Annotated in this window: 17 protein-coding genes, 4 tRNA genes and 1 pseudogene; 18 read left to right on the top strand and 4 right to left on the bottom strand. The window is 59.9% G+C overall.

What is annotated here, in order from left to right:
* Positions 1-14 precede the first annotated feature (14 nt).
* The 6 genes from murJ (at position 15) to ispH (ending at position 7,530) form a co-directional block, all read left to right on the top strand.
* Positions 15-1,553, top strand: coding sequence for a murein biosynthesis integral membrane protein MurJ (gene murJ, locus MJP36_RS26155; protein ID WP_090366879.1), 1,539 nt, complete (start codon positions 15-17; stop codon positions 1,551-1,553).
* A 119-nt stretch (positions 1,554-1,672) separates the two neighbouring features.
* Positions 1,673-2,611, top strand: a complete 939-nt coding sequence (gene ribF / locus MJP36_RS26150) for a bifunctional riboflavin kinase/FAD synthetase (protein WP_060754848.1) — start codon at positions 1,673-1,675, stop codon at positions 2,609-2,611.
* Positions 2,612-2,625: 14 nt separating this feature from the next.
* A complete protein-coding gene (ileS, locus tag MJP36_RS26145) occupies positions 2,626-5,457 on the top strand; it encodes an isoleucine--tRNA ligase (RefSeq protein ID WP_060754849.1) in 2,832 nt (943 codons plus the stop codon).
* The gene (gene lspA / locus MJP36_RS26140; protein ID WP_060754850.1) at positions 5,450-5,959 is read left to right on the top strand and encodes a signal peptidase II; all 510 of its coding nucleotides are present in this window, start codon (positions 5,450-5,452) and stop codon (positions 5,957-5,959) included. Before ileS ends, lspA begins: the two co-directional genes overlap by 8 nt.
* Positions 5,960-5,966: 7 nt before the next feature.
* Positions 5,967-6,404, top strand: coding sequence for an FKBP-type peptidyl-prolyl cis-trans isomerase (gene fkpB / locus MJP36_RS26135; RefSeq protein ID WP_174554049.1), 438 nt, complete (start codon positions 5,967-5,969; stop codon positions 6,402-6,404).
* Between the two features lie 178 nt (positions 6,405-6,582).
* The gene (gene ispH / locus MJP36_RS26130) at positions 6,583-7,530 is read left to right on the top strand and encodes a 4-hydroxy-3-methylbut-2-enyl diphosphate reductase (protein ID WP_060754852.1); all 948 of its coding nucleotides are present in this window, start codon (positions 6,583-6,585) and stop codon (positions 7,528-7,530) included.
* Here ispH and MJP36_RS26125 read toward each other — a convergent pair.
* Positions 7,484-8,063: pseudogene (locus MJP36_RS26125) on the bottom strand (GspH/FimT family pseudopilin). The gene ispH and the pseudogene MJP36_RS26125 overlap by 47 nt on opposite strands.
* 203 nt (positions 8,064-8,266) lie before the next feature.
* On the opposite strand from MJP36_RS26125, the gene pilV reads away from it, so the two are divergent.
* From pilV to thiO, 5 genes are all read left to right on the top strand, one after another.
* A complete protein-coding gene (pilV, locus tag MJP36_RS26120; RefSeq protein ID WP_060754854.1) occupies positions 8,267-8,752 on the top strand; it encodes a type IV pilus modification protein PilV in 486 nt (161 codons plus the stop codon).
* Positions 8,749-9,456, top strand: coding sequence for a PilW family protein (locus MJP36_RS26115; protein ID WP_161548298.1), 708 nt, complete (start codon positions 8,749-8,751; stop codon positions 9,454-9,456). Before pilV ends, MJP36_RS26115 begins: the two co-directional genes overlap by 4 nt.
* A 7-nt stretch (positions 9,457-9,463) precedes the next feature.
* Positions 9,464-9,994 (top strand): pilus assembly PilX family protein, encoded by a 531-nt coding sequence (locus tag MJP36_RS26110; protein WP_244385666.1) that lies wholly within the window; start codon positions 9,464-9,466, stop codon positions 9,992-9,994.
* A 12-nt stretch (positions 9,995-10,006) separates the two neighbouring features.
* Positions 10,007-10,408, top strand: a complete 402-nt coding sequence (locus MJP36_RS26105; protein ID WP_060754857.1) for a type IV pilin protein — start codon at positions 10,007-10,009, stop codon at positions 10,406-10,408.
* A 62-nt stretch (positions 10,409-10,470) separates the two neighbouring features.
* On the top strand, positions 10,471-11,580 hold the full coding sequence (gene thiO / locus MJP36_RS26100) for a glycine oxidase ThiO (protein WP_104995481.1): 1,110 nt from the start codon (positions 10,471-10,473) through the stop codon (positions 11,578-11,580).
* Here thiO and MJP36_RS26095 read toward each other — a convergent pair.
* On the bottom strand, positions 11,567-11,800 hold the full coding sequence (locus tag MJP36_RS26095; protein ID WP_060754859.1) for a PP0621 family protein: 234 nt from the start codon (positions 11,798-11,800) through the stop codon (positions 11,567-11,569). The genes thiO and MJP36_RS26095 overlap by 14 nt on opposite strands.
* Positions 11,801-11,926: 126 nt before the next feature.
* Positions 11,927-12,952, bottom strand: coding sequence for an outer membrane protein assembly factor BamD (locus tag MJP36_RS26090; protein ID WP_090366860.1), 1,026 nt, complete (start codon positions 12,950-12,952; stop codon positions 11,927-11,929).
* Between the two features lie 149 nt (positions 12,953-13,101).
* Between MJP36_RS26090 and rluD the strand changes: the two genes are divergently transcribed.
* The 7 genes from rluD (at position 13,102) to MJP36_RS26055 (ending at position 18,198) form a co-directional block, all read left to right on the top strand.
* Positions 13,102-14,064, top strand: a complete 963-nt coding sequence (rluD, locus tag MJP36_RS26085) for a 23S rRNA pseudouridine(1911/1915/1917) synthase RluD (protein WP_090366858.1) — start codon at positions 13,102-13,104, stop codon at positions 14,062-14,064.
* Entirely contained in the window at positions 14,061-14,786 is a 726-nt protein-coding gene (pgeF, locus tag MJP36_RS26080) for a peptidoglycan editing factor PgeF (RefSeq protein WP_104995483.1), read from the top strand. Before rluD ends, pgeF begins: the two co-directional genes overlap by 4 nt.
* 130 nt (positions 14,787-14,916) lie before the next feature.
* Complete coding sequence (gene clpB / locus MJP36_RS26075) at positions 14,917-17,481, top strand: ATP-dependent chaperone ClpB (RefSeq protein WP_060754863.1); 2,565 nt, start codon at positions 14,917-14,919, stop codon at positions 17,479-17,481.
* A 303-nt stretch (positions 17,482-17,784) separates the two neighbouring features.
* Positions 17,785-17,860, top strand: a tRNA-Asn gene (locus MJP36_RS26070).
* Positions 17,861-17,869: 9 nt separating this feature from the next.
* A tRNA-Pro gene (locus tag MJP36_RS26065) sits at positions 17,870-17,946 on the top strand.
* A gap of 5 nt (positions 17,947-17,951) precedes the next feature.
* A tRNA-Lys gene (locus MJP36_RS26060) sits at positions 17,952-18,027 on the top strand.
* A 94-nt stretch (positions 18,028-18,121) separates the two neighbouring features.
* Positions 18,122-18,198 (top strand) — tRNA-Pro (locus MJP36_RS26055).
* A 104-nt stretch (positions 18,199-18,302) separates the two neighbouring features.
* On the opposite strand, the gene MJP36_RS26050 is transcribed toward MJP36_RS26055, so the two are convergent.
* Positions 18,303-19,601, bottom strand: coding sequence for an NAD(P)/FAD-dependent oxidoreductase (locus MJP36_RS26050; RefSeq protein WP_244384373.1), 1,299 nt, complete (start codon positions 19,599-19,601; stop codon positions 18,303-18,305).
* Positions 19,602-19,644 lie beyond the last annotated feature (43 nt).

Raw genomic sequence — 19,644 nt, 5'->3', positions numbered from 1 at the left:
CGCAAACTCTTTCGATGAATCTGCTCAAATCGTTGGCTGCGGTCAGCTCTATCACGATGATCTCCCGGGTATTGGGGTTTGTGCGTGACACTCTGTTGGCGCGCATTTTCGGCGCCAGCATGGCCACGGACGCCTTCTTTATCGCCTTCAAACTGCCCAACCTGCTGCGCCGGATCTTCGCCGAGGGCGCATTTTCCCAGGCCTTCGTGCCGATCCTGGCGGAATACAAGACCCAGCAGGGCGAGGAGGCAACCCGTACCTTCATTGCCTACGTCTCGGGCCTGCTGACGCTGGTTTTGATGTTGGTCACCATTGCCGGCATGCTCGCTGCACCCTGGGTGATCTGGGCCACGGCGCCGGGTTTTGCCAATACGCCGGAAAAATTCGCGCTGACCACTGATCTGCTGCGGGTGACCTTTCCTTATATATTGCTGATCTCGCTGTCATCCCTGGCCGGCGCCATCCTGAATACCTGGAACCGGTTCTCGGTGCCGGCGTTCGTGCCGACCTTGCTCAACGTGAGCATGATTATCTTCGCAGTATTCCTCACGCCTTACTTCGATCCACCCGTGATGGCCCTGGGCTGGGCGGTGCTGGCCGGTGGCCTGGCGCAGTTGTTGTACCAGCTGCCGCACCTGAAAAAGATCGGCATGCTCGTTCTGCCGCGCTTGAACCTGAAGGACACCGGTGTCTGGCGCGTGATGCGCAACATGTTGCCGGCAATCCTGGGGGTATCGGTCAGCCAGATTTCCCTGATCATCAACACTGCCTTCGCCTCGTTGCTGGTGTCGGGTTCGGTGTCGTGGATGTACTACGCCGATCGCCTGATGGAGTTGCCGTCCGGCGTGCTCGGTGTGGCCCTGGGCACGATTTTGCTACCGACCCTGTCGCGCACCTATGCCAGCAAGGACCGCCAGGAGTACTCGCGTATTCTCGACTGGGGGCTGCGCCTGTGCTTCGTGCTGGTGCTGCCCTGTGCCCTGGCCCTGGGAATCCTGGCTGAACCGCTGACGGTGGCGTTGTTCCAGTACGGCCAATTCAGCGCGTTTGACGCCTCCATGACCCAGCGCGCATTGATTGCCTATTCGGTGGGTCTGCTCGGCATCATCGTGATCAAAGTTTTGGCGCCGGGCTTCTATGCTCAGCAAAACATCCGTACGCCGGTGAAAATCGCGATCTTTACGCTGATTGTCACGCAATTGCTCAACCTTGCATTCATCGGCCCGCTGGCGCACGCCGGGCTGGCCCTGGCCATCAGTGCCGGCGCCTGTATCAATGCCGGCCTGCTGTTCTATCAACTGCGCAAGCAGCAGATGTTCCAGCCGCAACCGGGCTGGGGCCTGTTTGCGCTCAAGCTGGTGGTTGCGGTGGGCGCGATGTCGGCGGTGCTCTTGGGTTTGATGCACTTCATGCCCGCCTGGGATGAAGGGCATATGCTGGAACGCTTCCTGCGCCTGGGCCTGCTGGTGGTCGCGGGCGTTGTGGTTTACTTCGGCATGTTGCTGCTGCAGGGCTTCCGGCTGCGGGATTTCAATCGCAAGTCCCTGAACTAGGGACTTTGCCTCAATAAAACCGGTGTTTTATCGAATCAACCCACTTGGCCTGCGCTGTTGCCTGTCGTCCGGGGCCGGGTGTGGTTATAATCGACCACTTTATGAGCAAGAAGCGCGTTATGCAGCTGGTTCGAGGTCTCCACAACCTGCGCCCCCAGCATCGGGGCTGCGTCGCCACTATTGGCAACTTTGACGGTGTTCACCGTGGTCACCAGGCTATCCTGGCCCGGCTGCGTGAGCGAGCGGTCGAGTTGGGTGTGCCCAGCTGTGTGGTGATTTTCGAGCCACAGCCGCGGGAGTTTTTCACCCCGCAAACGGCGCCGGCCCGCCTGGCCCGCTTGCGCGACAAACTGCAACTGCTGGCTGAAGAGGGCGTGGACCGAGTCCTCTGCCTGGCCTTCAATCAGCGTTTGCAAAGCCTTAGCGCCGCCGAATTCGTCGACCGTATCCTGGTGGATGGCCTGGGTGTGCAACACTTGGAGGTCGGCGACGACTTCCGTTTCGGTTGCGACCGTGTCGGGGATTTCGATTTCCTGCAACAGGCCGGCGTCAACCAGGGCTTTACCGTCGAAGCCGCGCAAACCGTCGAACTGGACGGGCTGCGCGTCAGCAGCACGCAGGTGCGTAATGCACTGGCCGCTGCCGACTTCGCCTTGGCCGAGCGCCTGCTCGGTCGCCCGTTCCGCATTGCCGGACGGGTATTGCACGGCCAGAAGCTGGCGCGCCAACTGGGCACGCCAACCGCCAACGTGCAACTCAAACGCCGCCGTGTGCCGCTGACCGGGGTTTACCTGGTGAGCGTCGACATCGACGGCCAATCGTGGCCGGGAGTCGCCAATATAGGCGTCAGGCCCACGGTTGCAGGTGATGGCAAGGCCCACCTGGAAGTACACCTTTTGGATTTTGCCGGTGATCTGTATGACCGGCGTTTGACGGTGGTTTTCCACCAGAAGCTGCGTGAAGAGCAGCGTTTCGCCTCACTTGAGGCGTTGAAAACGGCGATCAATGCGGATGTCGCCGCCGCCCGTGCACTAGCCGCACCTAGCGCCCATCGCTAACCGAAGAGCCTTAAATGACCGACTATAAAGCCACGCTAAACCTTCCGGACACCGCCTTCCCAATGAAGGCCGGCCTGCCACAGCGCGAACCGCAGATCCTGCAGCGCTGGGACAGTATTGGCCTGTACGGAAAGTTGCGCGAAATTGGCAAGGATCGTCCGAAATTCGTCCTGCACGACGGCCCTCCTTATGCCAACGGCACGATTCACATCGGTCATGCGCTGAACAAAATTCTCAAGGACATGATCATCCGCTCGAAGACCCTTTCGGGTTTCGATGCGCCTTATGTCCCGGGTTGGGACTGCCACGGCCTGCCGATCGAGCACAAGGTCGAAGTGACCCACGGCAAGAACCTGGGCGCGGATAAAACTCGCGAACTGTGCCGTGCCTACGCCACCGAGCAGATCGAAGGGCAGAAGTCCGAATTCATCCGCCTGGGTGTATTGGGTGACTGGGCCAACCCCTACAAGACCATGGACTTCAAGAACGAGGCCGGTGAAATCCGTGCCTTGGCCGAGATCGTCAAGGGTGGCTTCGTGTTCAAGGGGCTCAAGCCCGTGAACTGGTGTTTCGACTGCGGTTCGGCCCTGGCCGAGGCGGAGGTCGAGTACGAAGACAAGAAGTCCTCGACCATCGACGTAGCCTTCCCGATCGCGGACGACGCCAAGCTGGCCGAGGCCTTTGGCCTGGCGAGCCTGGGCAAGCCAGCGGCCATCGTGATCTGGACCACCACCCCGTGGACCATCCCCGCCAACCAGGCGCTGAACGTACACCCGGAGTTCACCTACGCCCTGGTGGACGTTGGTGACCGCCTGCTGGTGCTGGCCGAGGAAATGGTTGAAGCCTGCCTGGCCCGTTACGAGCTGCAGGGTTCGGTGATTGCCACCACCACCGGTTCCGCGCTGGAGTTGATCAATTTCCGCCACCCGTTCTATGACCGTCTGTCGCCGGTTTACCTGGCTGACTACGTCGAACTGGGCTCGGGTACCGGCGTGGTCCACTGCTCGCCCGCCTATGGCGTTGACGACTTTGTGATCTGCAAGAAATACGGCCTGACCAACGATGACATCATCAACCCGGTGCAAAGCAATGGCGTGTATGTGTCATCGCTGGAGTTCTTTGGCGGCCAGTTCATCTTCAAGGCTGACCACGCAATCATCGAGAAGCTGAGCGAAGTCGGTGCGTTGATAAAATCCGACACCATCAAACACAGCTACATGCACTGCTGGCGTCACAAGACCCCGCTGATCTACCGCGCCACCGCGCAGTGGTTCATCGGCATGGACAAAGAGCCGGCCAGCGGCGACACCCTGCGCGTGCGCTCGCTCAAGGCCATCGAAGACACCGGCTTCATCCCGGCCTGGGGCCAGGCGCGCCTGCACTCGATGATCGCCAACCGCCCGGACTGGTGCATCTCGCGTCAGCGCAATTGGGGCGTGCCGATCCCGTTCTTCCTCAACAAGGAAAGCGGCGAGCTGCACCCACGCACCGTTGAACTGATGGAAGCCGTGGCCCAACGCGTTGAACAGGAAGGCATCGAAGCCTGGTTCAAGCTTGACGCCGCCGAGCTGTTGGGCGACGAAGCACCGTTGTACGACAAGATCAGCGATACCCTCGACGTGTGGTTCGACTCGGGCACCACCCACTGGCACGTGCTGCGTGGTTCGCACCCGATGGGCCACGAGACCGGGCCTCGTGCCGACCTGTACCTGGAAGGTTCGGACCAGCACCGTGGCTGGTTCCACTCTTCCTTGCTGACCGGTTGCGCCATCGATAACCACGCTCCGTACCGCGAGCTGTTGACCCACGGTTTCACGGTGGATGAAAACGGCCGCAAGATGTCCAAGTCGCTGGGCAACGTGATTGCGCCGCAAAAGGTCAACGACACCCTGGGTGCCGACATCATGCGTCTGTGGGTGGCCTCGACCGACTATTCGGGCGAGATGGCTGTATCCGAGCAGATCCTGCAGCGCAGTGCCGACGCCTACCGCCGTATCCGTAACACCGCACGCTTCCTGCTGTCGAACCTGACCGGTTTCAACCCGGCCACCGACATCCTGCCGGCCGAGGACATGCTCGCCCTGGACCGTTGGGCCGTGGACCGTACCCTGTTGCTGCAGCGCGAGTTGCAGGAGCATTACGGCGAATATCGCTTCTGGAACGTTTACTCGAAGATCCACAACTTCTGCGTGCAGGAGTTGGGTGGTTTCTACCTCGACATCATCAAGGATCGCCAGTACACCACCGGTGCCAACAGCAAGGCACGTCGTTCGGCGCAGACCGCGCTGTACCACATCAGTGAGGCGCTGGTGCGCTGGATCGCGCCGATCCTGGCCTTCACCGCCGACGAGCTGTGGGAGTACCTGCCAGGCGAGCGCAACGAATCGGTGATGCTCAACACCTGGTACGAAGGTCTGACCGAATTGCCGGCTGATTTCGAATTGGGCCGCGAGTACTGGGAAGGCGTGATGGCCGTCAAGGCTGCGGTGAACAAGGAGCTGGAAGTTCAGCGCGCGGCCAAGGCCGTCGGTGGCAACCTGCAAGCCGAAGTCACTCTGTTTGCCGAAGACGGCCTGACTGCCGATCTGGCCAAGCTGAGCAACGAACTGCGTTTCGTGCTGATTACCTCCACCGCGAGCCTGGCGCCATTCGCCCAGGCCCCGGCGGATGCAGTCGCCACCGAAGTGCCAGGCCTCAAGCTCAAAGTGGTCAAGTCGGCCTTCGCCAAGTGCGCCCGTTGCTGGCACTGCCGTGAAGACGTCGGTGTGAACCCTGAGCATCCGGAAATCTGTGGTCGTTGCGTCGACAACATCTCGGGTGCTGGTGAGGTTCGCCACTATGCCTAACACCAGTCGTTTCGGACGTCTGGGCTGGCTCGTGCTGAGTGTGCTGGTCCTGGTCATCGACCAGGTCAGCAAGGCTCATTTCGAAGGCTCCCTGCAGATGTTCCAGCAGATCGTGGTGATCCCGGACTACTTCAGCTGGACCCTGGCCTACAACACCGGCGCCGCTTTCAGCTTTTTGGCTGATAGCGGTGGCTGGCAGCGCTGGCTGTTCGCGCTGATCGCGGTGGTGGTCAGTGCGGTGCTGGTAGTTTGGCTCAAGCGTCTTGGCCGCGATGACACCTGGCTGGCTATCGCCCTGGCCCTTGTGTTGGGCGGCGCGCTGGGCAACCTCTACGACCGCATTGCCTTGGGCCATGTGATCGACTTTATCCTGGTGCATTGGCAGAACCGCTGGTACTTCCCGGCGTTCAACTTTGCCGACAGCGCCATCACCGTCGGTGCGATCATGCTGGCGTTGGACATGTTCAAAAGCAAGAAAACCGGAGAGACCGTCAATGACTGATCAGGTATTGGCTGAACAACGTATCGGCCAGAACACGGAAGTCACTTTGCATTTCGCACTGCGCCTGGAAAATGGCGACACGGTCGACAGCACGTTCGACAAGGCCCCCGCGACTTTCAAAGTCGGTGATGGCAACCTGCTGCCGGGTTTCGAAGCCGCGCTGTTCGGCTTCAAGGCTGGCGACAAGCGCAACCTGCAGATCCTGCCGGAAAATGCCTTTGGCCAGCCCAACCCGCAAAACGTGCAGATCATCCCGCGTTCGCAGTTCCAGGACATGGACCTTTCGGAAGGCTTGTTGGTGATCTTCAACGATGCGGCGAATACCGAGCTGCCGGGTGTGGTGAAAACCTTCGATGACGCGCAAGTGACCATCGACTTCAATCACCCGTTGGCCGGTAAAACCTTGACCTTTGATGTTGAAATCATCGACGTTAAAGCGATCTGATCAACGACGCGGTTAAAAATGTGGGAGCGGGCTTGCTCGCGAAAGCGGTCTATCAGTAACACATGTGTTATCTGGCCCACTGCTTTCGCGAGCAAGCCCGCTCCCACCTTTGATCTCTACTGTCAGGTGGGTTAGCGTCTAGCTTGAACCCAAGTGGCTGCAAGACACGAGGCACAGCATGCAAATCAAACTCGCCAACCCCCGTGGCTTCTGCGCCGGCGTGGACCGGGCGATCGAAATCGTCAATCGCGCCCTGGAAGTCTTCGGGCCGCCGATTTATGTGCGCCATGAAGTTGTCCACAACAAGTTCGTGGTCGAAGACCTGCGCGCACGCGGTGCCATCTTTGTTGAAGAGCTCGACCAGGTGCCGGACGACGTTATCGTCATTTTCAGCGCCCACGGCGTTTCCCAGGCCGTGCGTACCGAAGCTGCCGGCCGTGGCCTGAAAGTATTCGATGCCACCTGCCCATTGGTCACCAAGGTGCATATCGAAGTCGCACGCTACAGTCGCGACGGGCGTGAATGCATCCTGATCGGTCATGCCGGCCACCCGGAAGTTGAAGGCACCATGGGCCAGTATGACGCCAGCAACGGCGGTGCCATCTACCTGGTGGAAGATGAAAAGGACGTCGCCGATTTGCAGGTACACAATCCTGATCGGTTGGCTTTCGTGACCCAGACTACCTTGTCCATGGACGACACCAGCCGCGTTATCGACGCTTTGCGCGCGCGTTTCCCTGCCATTGGCGGTCCGCGCAAGGATGACATCTGCTACGCCACGCAAAACCGTCAGGATGCGGTCAAGCAATTGGCCAACGAATGCGACGTGGTTTTGGTGGTCGGCAGCCCGAACAGCTCCAACTCCAATCGTCTGCGCGAGCTGGCTGAACGCATGGCCACGCCGGCCTACCTGATCGACGGTGCCGAAGACATGCAGCGCAGCTGGTTCGATGGCGTTGAGCGTATCGGTATCACGGCGGGAGCCTCGGCTCCGGAAGTGCTGGTGCGGGGCGTGATCCAACAGTTGCAGGCTTGGGGCGCGACCGGCGCTGATGAGTTGGCCGGCCGCGAAGAGAACATCACGTTCTCCATGCCCAAGGAACTGCGGGTTCGCTCGTTGCTCTGAGCCCTGGTGCTGGATCAGTCCCGGCATAACGCCTGCTCGGTTTTATCACTGCGCAGGCTGATGCGGCCGCTGGGGGCCAGCACTACCTGATGCAGGCTTTGTGCCTGGCCCGTGTCGCATATGTGCACGGTGCCGGCACGGAAGCCTCCCCCCGTAAATACCGGCTCGCCCAATCCGCTGAAGCGCACTTGGCTCTTGACCGGCCCATTGCCGACCAGCGTTGCACGCCCGCTGTCCTGTCGCTCCAACAGTATCGGGTTGTCTTCGTCCATATGACCGCGCCCGCTGACATCCTCGATGACTCGCCAGCCCAGGCTCCAATCGTCCTCCAATGCATGAACAATCACCGCGCGATTGCGTGTGAGCGCTGCGCTGCGGGCGAAGCGCAGGCCCTGCGCCAGTGATTCGGCTGCGCTGTGTTGCTGGTGTGCGTCGAGCAATCCTTTGAAGCTGGGCGCCGCCAAATGCGCCAGCAGGCCGCTCAGCATCAGGCCCAATAGCAACTCGATCAGGGTGAAGCCTCGTTCTGTCATATGCCGTCCCTCCGTGGACGCAGCTGGTAATCCAGCGGGTAGAGACAGGTATAGCCAGCGGATGCCAGGGTTGGATGATGGCCTTTATGTCCAAAGTATTTCCCTTTGTTCCGCAAGCGGCACCGATTAAAAACCGCCGCTAGTCTTGGGTCGCACAACAGGTTTTGCCTGTTTTCCGCCCCTCGACATGGATGACGACGGTGATGCTAATCCGTACACACAGGTTTTTTCTTCGCGCCGTCCAGTGGCGCCAAACCGGCATGACCCTGATCGAGGTGTTGGTGGCGGTGTTGATTCTGGCTGTCGGTTTGTTGGGCGCTTCGGCCATCCAGCTCAATGCGCTCAAGTACACCGAGAGCGCCAGGATGACCAGCCAGGCCAGTTTCATTGCCTACGACATGCTTGATCGAATTCGCTCCAATCCCGGGATCGATTATTCGTGGTCGCGAGCTGGACCTTCGATGGCCAATGTCCCGACCGCCAGCGTGCGTGATCTGGACCTGCATGATTTCGAGGCCAATATCCTGGGTTTTGCCGGCGCAGATGCCAAAGGAGCGGTATCGACCAGCGGGCCTGAGGTCACTATCACCATCAGTTGGCAGGCGGGCAGGGGCGCAGGCGGCCCGGAAGCAAGGGAGACGTTCGTTCTCACCAGTCGCATGGTCGATGAACAAGGCGCGTTGCAATGAGCCGTCTTGTGCGCGGATTCAGCCTGGTGGAAATGCTGGTGGCGTTGGCCGTTGGGCTCTTGTTGGTGCTGGGCGCAAGCCAGGTGGTCATCAGCACGCGGCTGACGCATGCCAGTCAATTGGCGGCAATGGTCCTGCAAGACGATGCACGATTTGTACTGGGCAAGCTGACGCAGGATATTCGCCAGGCGGGCATGTTTGGCTGCCTGGCCAGCGCATTTATCGACGACGCCCCCGCCGCCCTGGAGCGACCGTTGGGGTGGAGTGCCTCGGGGAATGCGACGTCGCTGACCCTGGTCACTGCGGATGTCGGTAGTGGGGGAGGCAAGCCTGATTGGACGGTGGTATCCGACTGCAAGACGGTTGCCCGGGCATATGCTGGAGCATCACCCGCGCCGGCGCCTGGGCAGATCCGCTTTGCGCTGCGCCAGCTCACCTACACCTTTGAATCCGGCCAACTGAAAGTCAGCACCCCGGCGGCGCCGGCCAAAGCGGTGCTTGTGGATAACGTGCGGGCGTTCGACATCAGTTTTGGCATGGCGGCCAAGCCCGCATCAACAAGCGTGGTGCGTTACGACAGCAACCCTGCCGACGAGTCGTTGATACGCAGTGTGCGCATCCTCATGACATTGCAAGACCCGACAGGGCGTGTCAGGGACCAGACCTACAGCGTTGTGGCTGCGCTGCGAAATCGCCAGGGGTAGGGCCGTGATGAAGATAAGTGGCGGTATTCATTGGCGTCAGGCAGGGATGGCGTTGTGGATCAGCCTGGTATTCCTATTGCTGTTGTCACTGGTTGGTTTGTCATCGATGCAAGGTGCGATATCCCAGCAAAAAGTCGCGGGCAGCTTGTGGCATCGCAACCAATCTTTTCAAAGCGCCGAAAGCGGCCTCAGGTTGGGGGAGCTGGCGGTAAAGCGCGTTGGCGGTGGGCTGCCCGAATGTCACTCGATCATCACATGCTCGCCACCTGAGGAGGCGTTTACGTTGATGGGGGCCGGGACGAATCCGGTCTCGGCGGTTACCTGGGTTGCCTTCGACGCGGGGTTCTATGGCATTCAATCCATAGGCGAGGGCTTGGGGCTGGCGCATTTTCCGGCGCAAACCGCGGCGCGGCTGTTTCGAGTGACGGCCATCGGGCTAGGGGGCCAATCGCGCACGGTCCTGGAGAGCGTGTATGCCCAGGTGGACGAGGGAGGGCGGGCGCGGTTTCAACGAATCCTGTGGCGGCAACTTCAGTAAAGGAGCAAACGGATGAGCACGGATAGCCAGGGATTTACCCTGATCGAGTTACTGATTGCCATGGCAATCATTGCGGTGTTGGCCACGGTCGCTTATCCCGGATATACCGGGCATGTGAAAAAGGTCTATCGCAGTCAGATTGCCGCACTGTTGACCGAACAGGCCCAGTATCTGGAGCGCTTTTACGCCCGGAACGGTACTTTTATTGATGCAGAGGACGTCAGTGCGGGTAATGATCACTATAGAATCAGCGCTGTATTGAGTGCCCAGGATTTTGCCCTGCTTGCCACGCCCTCCGTCTATTCAGTCATGGCGGACGACGCATGCGGTGAATTCAGCTTGAGCAGTACCGGCGTGCGAAGCAACCCGGGAGCCAAGCCGGAAATGTCGCGCAAGACGTGCTGGGGGCAGTGATGAGAGTGCTGGATGAATGGGCGCTGTGTGCGCCAATCCCTATATATCGGCTGGATCAAATGATGGCAGAGCAACAGCGAGTGGTGATTGTCGGCGGCGGAGTAATCGGGTTGTTGACGGCGTTCAACTTGGCCACCCAGGGGCAGTCGGTGGTACTGCTGGAGCGTGCGGGGCTTGGGCAAGAGTCTTCGTGGGCCGGGGGCGGGATCGTTTCACCGTTGTACCCCTGGCGCTACAGCCCGGCAGTGACCGCTTTGGCCCATTGGTCCCAGGACTTTTACCCACAGCTGGCGCAGCGGTTGTTTGCCGCCACCGGGGTTGATCCAGAGGTGCATACCACGGGCCTGTACTGGCTTGATCTGGAAGATGAAGCCGAGGCTTTGGCCTGGGCTGCTCGCGAGGGACGGCCGCTGAGCAAGGTGGATGTGTCGGCCGCGCACGATGCCGTGCCGGTGCTGGGGCGCGGTTATTCCCAGGCCATTTACATGGCTGATGTGGCCAATGTTCGCAACCCGCGCCTGGTCAAATCCTTGAAGGCGGCGTTGCAGGCATTGCCCGGTGTGACGATTCACGAGCAGTGTGAAGTGGCCGGTTTTGTCCTGGAGGGCGATACCGTAGTGGGCGTCGAAACGACGGCTGGCCGGGTGCTCGGCGATCAGGTCGTGCTTGCGGCGGGAGCCTGGAGTGGGGAGCTGCTGGGCACGTTGGGTCTGGCGCTGCCTGTTGAGCCGGTCAAAGGCCAAATGATCTTGTACAAATGCGCCTCGGACTTTTTGTCGAGCATGGTCCTGGCAAAAGGACGTTATGCGATCCCACGCCGTGACGGCCACATATTGATTGGCAGCACGTTGGAGCATGAGGGGTTCGACAAGACGCCGACCGAAACCGCGCTGGAAAGCCTCAAGGCTTCGGCAGTGGAATTGATTCCTGCCTTGGCTGGCGCTGAGGTGGTGGGGCATTGGGCGGGCTTGCGGCCTGGCTCGCCGGAAGGTGTGCCGTACATTGGTGAAGTGCCCGGCTTCAACGGGCTGTGGCTCAATTGTGGGCATTACCGCAATGGCCTGGTGCTCGCACCCGCGTCCTGTCAGTTGTTCACTGACTTGCTGCTGGGCCGTGCGCCGATTATCGAGCCGGCACCTTATGCGCCGGCTGGTCGTCTCAGCGCTGGCTAGGCTTCGGACCTTGTTCCAGGTGCGCCTGGGTGCAGTACCACTCTTGGCGTACGCTCAGTGCGCGATCCTGCGGCAGGTGTACGCCACAGTGCGCGCAACGCACCATCGGCGTGGCATCGGGCTCACTGGACCGTTGCTGTTTGGCGGCCGGGCTTTTGAATTTGCGCCAGAACCATACTGCGGCAGCAATGACGGCAATCCAGAACAGTAGACGAACCATGGTAAGCAGCTTCTCGACAAGGAATGCGCCAGTTTAGCCAAGGACGCAGCAGGCGCACAGCGCAATAATGCTCGCCCACAAAAAAGGGAGCCCATAGGGCTCCCTTTCTCTGATTGCCTGGACCGATCAGTCGAAAATACCGAAGGTCATGTAGCTGAACCACGAACGATCTTCCTTGCTGCCAGCGGCTTGTGGTGCCTGCTCTTCGATCACATCGCCGTTTTCGTCATGAGGCTTGAGGTCGGAAGGAATGGCGTCTTTCGCGTCCTGGAACTGCTTGATCACGTCCTGGTTGGCGCGGGTTTCGCCCGGCGGCAGCGGTGGACGGGATTCGATCAGGCCCAAGGTGTACTTGCTCAGCCATGAACGGTTATCCGCTTCGGCAACCTGAGGCACGAACTGGCCGTCTTTCAGGCTCGGGTGATCCGGGTAGTTGAGCTTCAGGGTTTCCAGGCTGGTGCTCGCCAGGGCGTCCAGGTGCAGGCGCTGGTAAGCCTCGGTCATTACCGCCAGGCCGTCACCCACGGATGGGGTTTCCTGGAAGTTTTCCACCACATAGCGGCCACGGTTGGCAGCGGCCACGTACGCCTGACGGGTCAGGTAGTAGTGGGCTACGTGGATCTCGTAGGACGCCAGCAGGTTACGCAGGTAGATCATGCGTTGCTTGGCATCCGGGGCATAGCGGCTGTTGGGGTAGCGGCTGGTCAGCTGGGCGAACTCGTTGTAGGAGTCGCGGGCAGCGCCCGGGTCACGCTTGGTCATGTCCAGCGGCAGGAAACGCGCCAGCAGGCCGACGTCCTGGTCGAACGAGGTCAGGCCCTTCATGTAGTAGGCGTAATCCACGTTCGGGTGCTGCGGGTGCAAGCGGATAAAACGCTCTGCGGCGGACTTCGCGGCTTCCGGCTCGGAGTTCTTGTAGTTGGCGTAGATCAGTTCGAGCTGGGCCTGGTCGGCGTAGCGCCCGAACGGGTAACGCGACTCCAGGGCCTTCAGCTTCGCTGTGGCGCTGGTGTAGCTATTATTGTCCAAGTCTTTCTGAGCTTGCTGGTAAAGCTCGACTTCGCTCAGGTTTTCGTCGACGACGTCCTTTGTTGACGAGCAAGCAGCAGTCATGGCGAGGATGGCGATCAGCAGCAGGTGTTTCACTTGCATGGCGGCTTGCGTCCCTATGACGGCCGCTGTCTTGGGCGGGGCCGTCCTGTTATGATGAGCGCCCCGTTGAAAGCCTCGGGGCAAAAGACGCCGTATTTAACCACAAGCGCGCAGCCGAAACCAAAGGCTGTGCCACGCCTAGTCTGAGCATGTCCGATAAAATTGAACTTCGCGCAGAGGTGCCGTCCGAAATGGGTGGCCAACGCCTCGATCAAGTCGCCGCACAATTATTCGCTGAGCACTCGCGCTCGCGCCTTTCCGCCTGGATCAAAGACGGCCGCCTGACTGTGGATGGAGCGGTTATCCGCCCGCGAGACATAGTTCATGGCGGTGCGATTCTTGAGCTGACTGCCGAGCAGGAAGCCCAGGGAGAATGGGTTGCCCAGGACATCGAGCTGGACATCGTCTATGAAGACGACGACATCCTGGTCATCAACAAACCCGCAGGGCTGGTGGTTCACCCGGCTGCCGGGCACGCTGATGGCACTTTGCTCAACGCCCTGTTGCATCACGTCCCGGACATCATCAATGTCCCGCGCTGCGGCATCGTGCACCGTCTGGACAAGGACACCACCGGCTTGATGGTGGTGGCCAAGACCATTCAGGCGCAGACGCAGTTGGTTACCCAGTTGCAGAGCCGCAGCGTCAGCCGGATCTACGAGTGCATCGTGATCGGCGTCGTGGTGGCGGGTGGCAAGATCAACGCCCCAATCGGCCGCCACGGCCAGCAGCGCCAGCGTATGGCGGTGATGGAAGGCGGCAAGCAGGCCGTGAGCCATTACCGCGTACTGGAGCGTTTTCGCTCCCACACACACGTGCGGGTCAAGCTGGAAACCGGTCGTACTCACCAGATTCGCGTGCATATGGCGCACATCAACTTCCCGTTGGTCGGAGATCCTGCCTACGGTGGCCGCTTCCGCATTCCGCCGGCGGCCAGTGCAACCATGGTTGAATCGTTGAAAAACTTCCCGCGCCAGGCGCTGCATGCCCGCTTCCTGGAGCTGGATCATCCGACGAGCGGTAAGCGCATGAGTTGGGAATCGCCTCTGCCAGACGACCTGGTGTGGTTGTTGTCGCTGCTCAAGCAGGATCGCGAGGCGTTTATCGGATGAGTGACTGGCTGATTCCTGACTGGCCCGCGCCGGCTCAGGTGAAAGCCTGCGTCACCACCCGTGCGGGCGGCGTCAGCCTGGCGCCGTTCGACAGCTTCAACCTGGGCGATCATGTCGAGGACAGCCTGGAGGCCGTCCTTGAAAACCGTCGTCGTCTCTCCGAGACCTTCAAGATTCAGCCGGCCTGGCTGCGCCAGGTCCACGGCGTGAGCGTGGTCGAGGCCGATCCCGGCCGCGTTGCCGAAGCTGATGGCAGTTGGACCAGTACTCCAGGCATTGCCTGCACCTCAATGACCGCTGACTGCCTGCCGGCGTTGTTCTGCAACCGTGCCGGCACTCGTGTCGCGGCTGCCCATGCCGGTTGGCGCGGGTTGGCGGCAGGGGTGTTGGAGGCGGCGTTCGAAAGCCTGGATACCGAGCCTGCCGACGTTCTGGTCTGGCTCGGCCCTGCCATTGGTCCGCAATCTTTCGAAGTCGGTCCGGAAGTGCGTGAAGCCTTCATGCAGCAGTTGCCGATGACCGCCCAGGCCTTTGTACCCAGCCGCAATCCTGGCAAGTACATGGCCGACATCTATGAGCTGGCGCGCCTGCGCCTGGCCGTACAGGGCGTTACCGCTGTCTATGGTGGCGGTTTCTGCACGGTGACCGACCCACGCTTCTTCTCCTATCGCCGCAGCCCACGCACCGGTCGATTTGCCTCCCTTATCTGGCTTGAGCGCTAGACTCTCCTGACTTACGTCAACTGTTCGTAGCTTGAATCTTCCAGAATTCACCCCATCTACTGGGTATCTGGCAGGTTTCTTCATTCAGGATGTGTTTATAGCTCCGGCCTGCTCAAAAGGAAGGTGACTAATGCGTATTGATCGTTTAACCAGCAAATTGCAGTTGGCTTTATCTGATTCCCAATCGTTGGCGGTGGGCCTTGACCACCCGGCCATTGAGCCTGCGCACTTGATGCAGGCGCTCCTGGAGCAGCAAGGTGGTTCTATCAAACCCTTGCTGATGCAGGTCGGTTTTGACGTCAACAGCCTGCGCAAGGAGTTGAGCAAAGAGCTCGACCAACTGCCGAAAATCCAGAATCCCACCGGCGACGTCAATATGTCGCAGGACCTGGCGCGCCTGCTCAACCAGGCTGACCGTCTGGCCCAGCAGAAAGGTGACCAGTTCATCTCCAGCGAGTTGGTGCTGCTCGCGGCCATGGATGAGAACAGCAAGCTCGGCAAGTTGTTGCTCGGCCAGGGCGTGAGCAAGAAAGCCCTGGAAAATGCCATCAACAACCTGCGTGGCGGCGACGCGGTGAACGACCCCAACCACGAGGAGTCGCGCCAGGCCCTGGACAAATACACCGTCGACCTGACCAAGCGTGCCGAAGAAGGCAAGCTTGACCCGGTGATCGGTCGTGACGATGAGATTCGTCGCACCATCCAGGTCCTGCAGCGTCGCACCAAGAACAACCCGGTGCTGATCGGTGAGCCCGGTGTGGGTAAAACCGCGATCGCCGAGGGCCTGGCCCAACGCATCATTAACGGTGAAGTGCCGGACGGCCTGAAAGGCAAGCGTCTGTTGTCCCTGGATATGGGCGCGTTGATCGCCGGCGCCAAGTTCCGAGGTGAGTTCGAAGAGCGTCTGAAAGCCCTGCTCACCGAGCTGTCGAAGCAGGAAGGGCAGATCATTCTGTTTATCGATGAGCTGCACACCATGGTCGGCGCCGGTAAGGGCGAAGGCTCGATGGACGCCGGCAACATGCTCAAGCCGGCTTTGGCCCGGGGGGAGTTGCACTGCGTTGGCGCGACCACGCTCAACGAGTACCGCCAGTACATTGAAAAGGACGCGGCCCTCGAGCGTCGCTTCCAGAAAGTGCTGGTGGAAGAACCGAGCGAAGAGGACACCATCGCGATCCTGCGTGGCCTGAAAGAGCGCTATGAGGTCCACCATAAGGTGGCGATCACTGACGGTGCAATCATTGCGGCGGCCAAATTGAGCCATCGCTACATCACCGATCGTCAGTTGCCGGACAAGGCCATCGACTTGATCGACGAGGCCGCCAGCCGCATCCGCATGGAGATCGACTCCAAGCCGGAAGTGCTCGACCGTCTGGATCGGCGCCTGATTCAACTGAAAGTTGAATCCCAGGCCCTGAAGAAGGAAGAGGATGACGCGGCGAAGAAACGCCTGGAAAAACTCCAGGAAGAAATCGTCCGCCTGGAACGTGAGTATTCGGACCTTGAAGAAATCTGGACCTCGGAAAAAGCCGAAGTACAGGGTTCTGCACAGATCCAGCAAAAGATCGAGCAGTCGCGGCAGGAGTTGGAAGCTGCGCGTCGCAAAGGTGACCTGAACCGCATGGCCGAATTGCAGTACGGGGTGATCCCGGACCTGGAGCGCAGCCTGCAGATGGTTGACCAGCACGGCCACAGTGAGAACCAGCTGTTGCGCAGCAAGGTGACCGAGGAAGAAATCGCCGAAGTGGTCTCCAAGTGGACCGGCATTCCCGTGTCGAAGATGCTGGAAGGCGAACGTGACAAGCTGCTGAAAATGGAAAGTCTGTTGCATCAGCGCGTCATCGGCCAGGAAGAGGCTGTGGTCGCAGTGGCCAACGCCGTGCGGCGGTCCCGGGCAGGGTTGTCCGACCCGAACCGTCCGAGCGGCTCATTCATGTTCCTCGGCCCGACTGGTGTGGGTAAGACCGAGTTGTGCAAGGCGTTGGCCGAGTTCCTCTTTGACACGGAAGAAGCCATGGTCCGGATCGATATGTCCGAATTCATGGAGAAACATTCGGTGGCGCGCTTGATCGGCGCCCCACCAGGCTACGTGGGCTATGAGGAGGGCGGTTACTTGACCGAGGCCGTGCGGCGCAAGCCTTACTCGGTGATCCTGCTGGATGAGGTCGAGAAGGCGCACCCGGATGTGTTCAACATCCTGCTGCAAGTGCTGGAAGACGGCCGCCTGACGGACAGCCACGGACGTACCGTGGATTTCCGTAATACGGTGGTCGTGATGACCTCCAACCTGGGCTCGGCACAGATCCAGGAGTTGGTGGGTGATCGTGAGGCGCAGCGTGCTGCGGTCATGGATGCGTTGACCAGCCACTTCCGTCCGGAATTTATCAACCGGGTGGACGAGGTGGTGATCTTCGAGCCTCTGGCGCGGGATCAGATCGCGGGCATCACCGAGATCCAGTTGGGTCGCCTGCGGGGTCGCCTGGCCGAGCGCGAGCTGGGCCTGAATCTGAGCGGCGAGGCCTTGGACAAGCTGATCGCGGTGGGTTACGACCCGGTGTATGGCGCACGGCCGTTGAAGCGTGCGATTCAGCGCTGGATCGAAAACCCGCTGGCTCAGTTGATCCTGTCGGGCCGCTTTATGCCGGGGACCAGCGTCGAGGCCACGGTGGAGAACGACGAAATCGTCTTCCATTAAGCTTGGCGAGTACGTTAATAAGAGAAGGCTCCGCATTGCGGAGCCTTTTTTTTCGATAGGGCGTTGAACTGTAAGGCAAAGGCTTGTAAAGTGCGCCCCGCAACAACGTCAGCCCAAGGGTTTCTTCTCCCCAAGAAGAAATCAGAAAGAAGCGCAAATCATTGTCTTAAAAGCAATTTAAAGGGTTGACAGGGGTTTTTAAGATTGTAGAATAGCGCGCCTCAGAGACATGAACGTAGCGATACGGACAGATCGAAGAGAAGGTTACATCGCAGTAAAAGTTGTAAATTTGAAATACGCAGTTCCGTGATAGCTCAGTCGGTAGAGCAAATGACTGTTAATCATTGGGTCCCAGGTTCGAGTCCTGGTCACGGAGCCATTTCAAAATCGGGGTATAGCGCAGTCCGGTAGCGCGCCTGCTTTGGGAGCAGGATGTCGGGAGTTCGAATCCCCCTACCCCGACCATATTTGGGTCGTTAGCTCAGTTGGTAGAGCAGTTGGCTTTTAACCAATTGGTCGTAGGTTCGAATCCCACACGACCCACCATTTTTGAGACCAGTTAACCCTGGAATCGAATCTTAAGATCAGAGGCCAAAAGCACTGATCGAAGAAGGCGACTGAAAGGTCGCCTTTCTTTTACCGGGGTATAGCGCAGTCCGGTAGCGCGCCTGCTTTGGGAGCAGGATGTCGGGAGTTCGAATCCCCCTACCCCGACCATATTAAAAATCCCCGTATCGAAAGATACGGGGATTTTTTTTGCCTGTGGAAAACTCAGCGGCACTGTAAATCAATGCGGGAGGGGCAAGCCCCTCCCGCAGGTTTTAGTGCAGCTTAAGACGTGGCTCGGTGCCACGCCCGATCTTGCTGCCCAGCATCAGCATCGCCGTGCGAAAGACCCCATACAGCGCCATCTGATGCATGCGATACAGCGACACATAGAACATCCGCGCCAGCCAGCCTTCGAGCATGACGCTGCCGGTCAGGTTGCCCATCAAGTTACCCACAGCGGAAAAGCGCGACAGCGAGATCAGCGAGCCGTAGTCAGTGTACTTGTACGATGGCAGCTCCTTGCCTTCGATCCGCAGTCTCAGTGACTTGGCCAGCAACGAGGCCTGTTGGTGAGCGGCCTGGGCCCGTGGCGGCACATTGCGGTCGGTGCCCGGTTGCGGGCAGGCGGCGCAGTCACCAAAGGCGAAGATGTTTTCGTCGCGGGTGGTTTGCAGTGTCGGCAGTACTTGCAGTTGGTTGATACGGTTGGTTTCCAGGCCATCGATATCCTTGAGGAAACCGGGGGCGCGAATACCGGCGGCCCATACCTTCAGGCTGGCCGGGATCACCTGGCCGCTGCTGGTAATCAGGGCATCTGCCGTCACTTCGCTGACCGCCGAGTTGGTCAGCACGGTCACTCCGAGTTTCTCCAGGGTTTTATGCACAGGCGCGCTGATCCGCTCCGGCAGCGCGGGCAAGACTTTTGGCCCGGCCTCGATCAAGGTGATGTGCATGTTTTCCGGTTTGATGCGGTCCAGACCGTAGGCCGCCAGTTCATGGGCGGCGTTGTGCAGCTCGGCGGCCAGTTCAACCCCGGTGGCACCGGCACCGACGATGGCGACGCTGATTTTTTCTTCCACATCGGTCTGGCCGGCGTGGGCGCGCAGATAGTGGTTGAGCAATTGCTGATGGAAGCGCTCGGCCTGCTTGCGGGTGTCGAGGAACAGGCAATGTTGCGCTGCACCCTCGGTGCCGAAGTCATTGGTGGTGCTGCCCACTGCGATTACCAGCGTGTCGTAGCTCAACACTCGCGCGGGCACCAGCTCGCGCCCCTCTTCATCGAGAGTGGCGGCCAGTTGAATTTTTTTCTGTTCACGATCGAGCCCGCTCATGCGCCCCAGCTGGAACTCGAAGTGGTTCCATTTGGCTTGGGCGACATAGTTGAGTTCGTCTTCCGAGGAGTTCAACGAACCGGCGGCCACTTCGTGCAGCAGCGGTTTCCAGATATGAGTCAGGTTGGCGTCCGCCAGTGTGATGCTGGCGATGCCGCGCTTACCCAGAGTCTTACCCAGGCGGGTAGCCAACTCCAGGCCGCCGGCGCCGCCGCCGACGATAATAATACGATGGGTCATGGGGATATCTCGCAAGGCTAAAAGAAATCGGAGCAGTGACCCC

The organism is Pseudomonas palleroniana (assembly GCF_022836895.1).
GTDB lineage: Bacteria > Pseudomonadota > Gammaproteobacteria > Pseudomonadales > Pseudomonadaceae > Aquipseudomonas > Aquipseudomonas palleroniana.
This window is presented reverse-complemented; position numbering and strand designations above follow the sequence as displayed.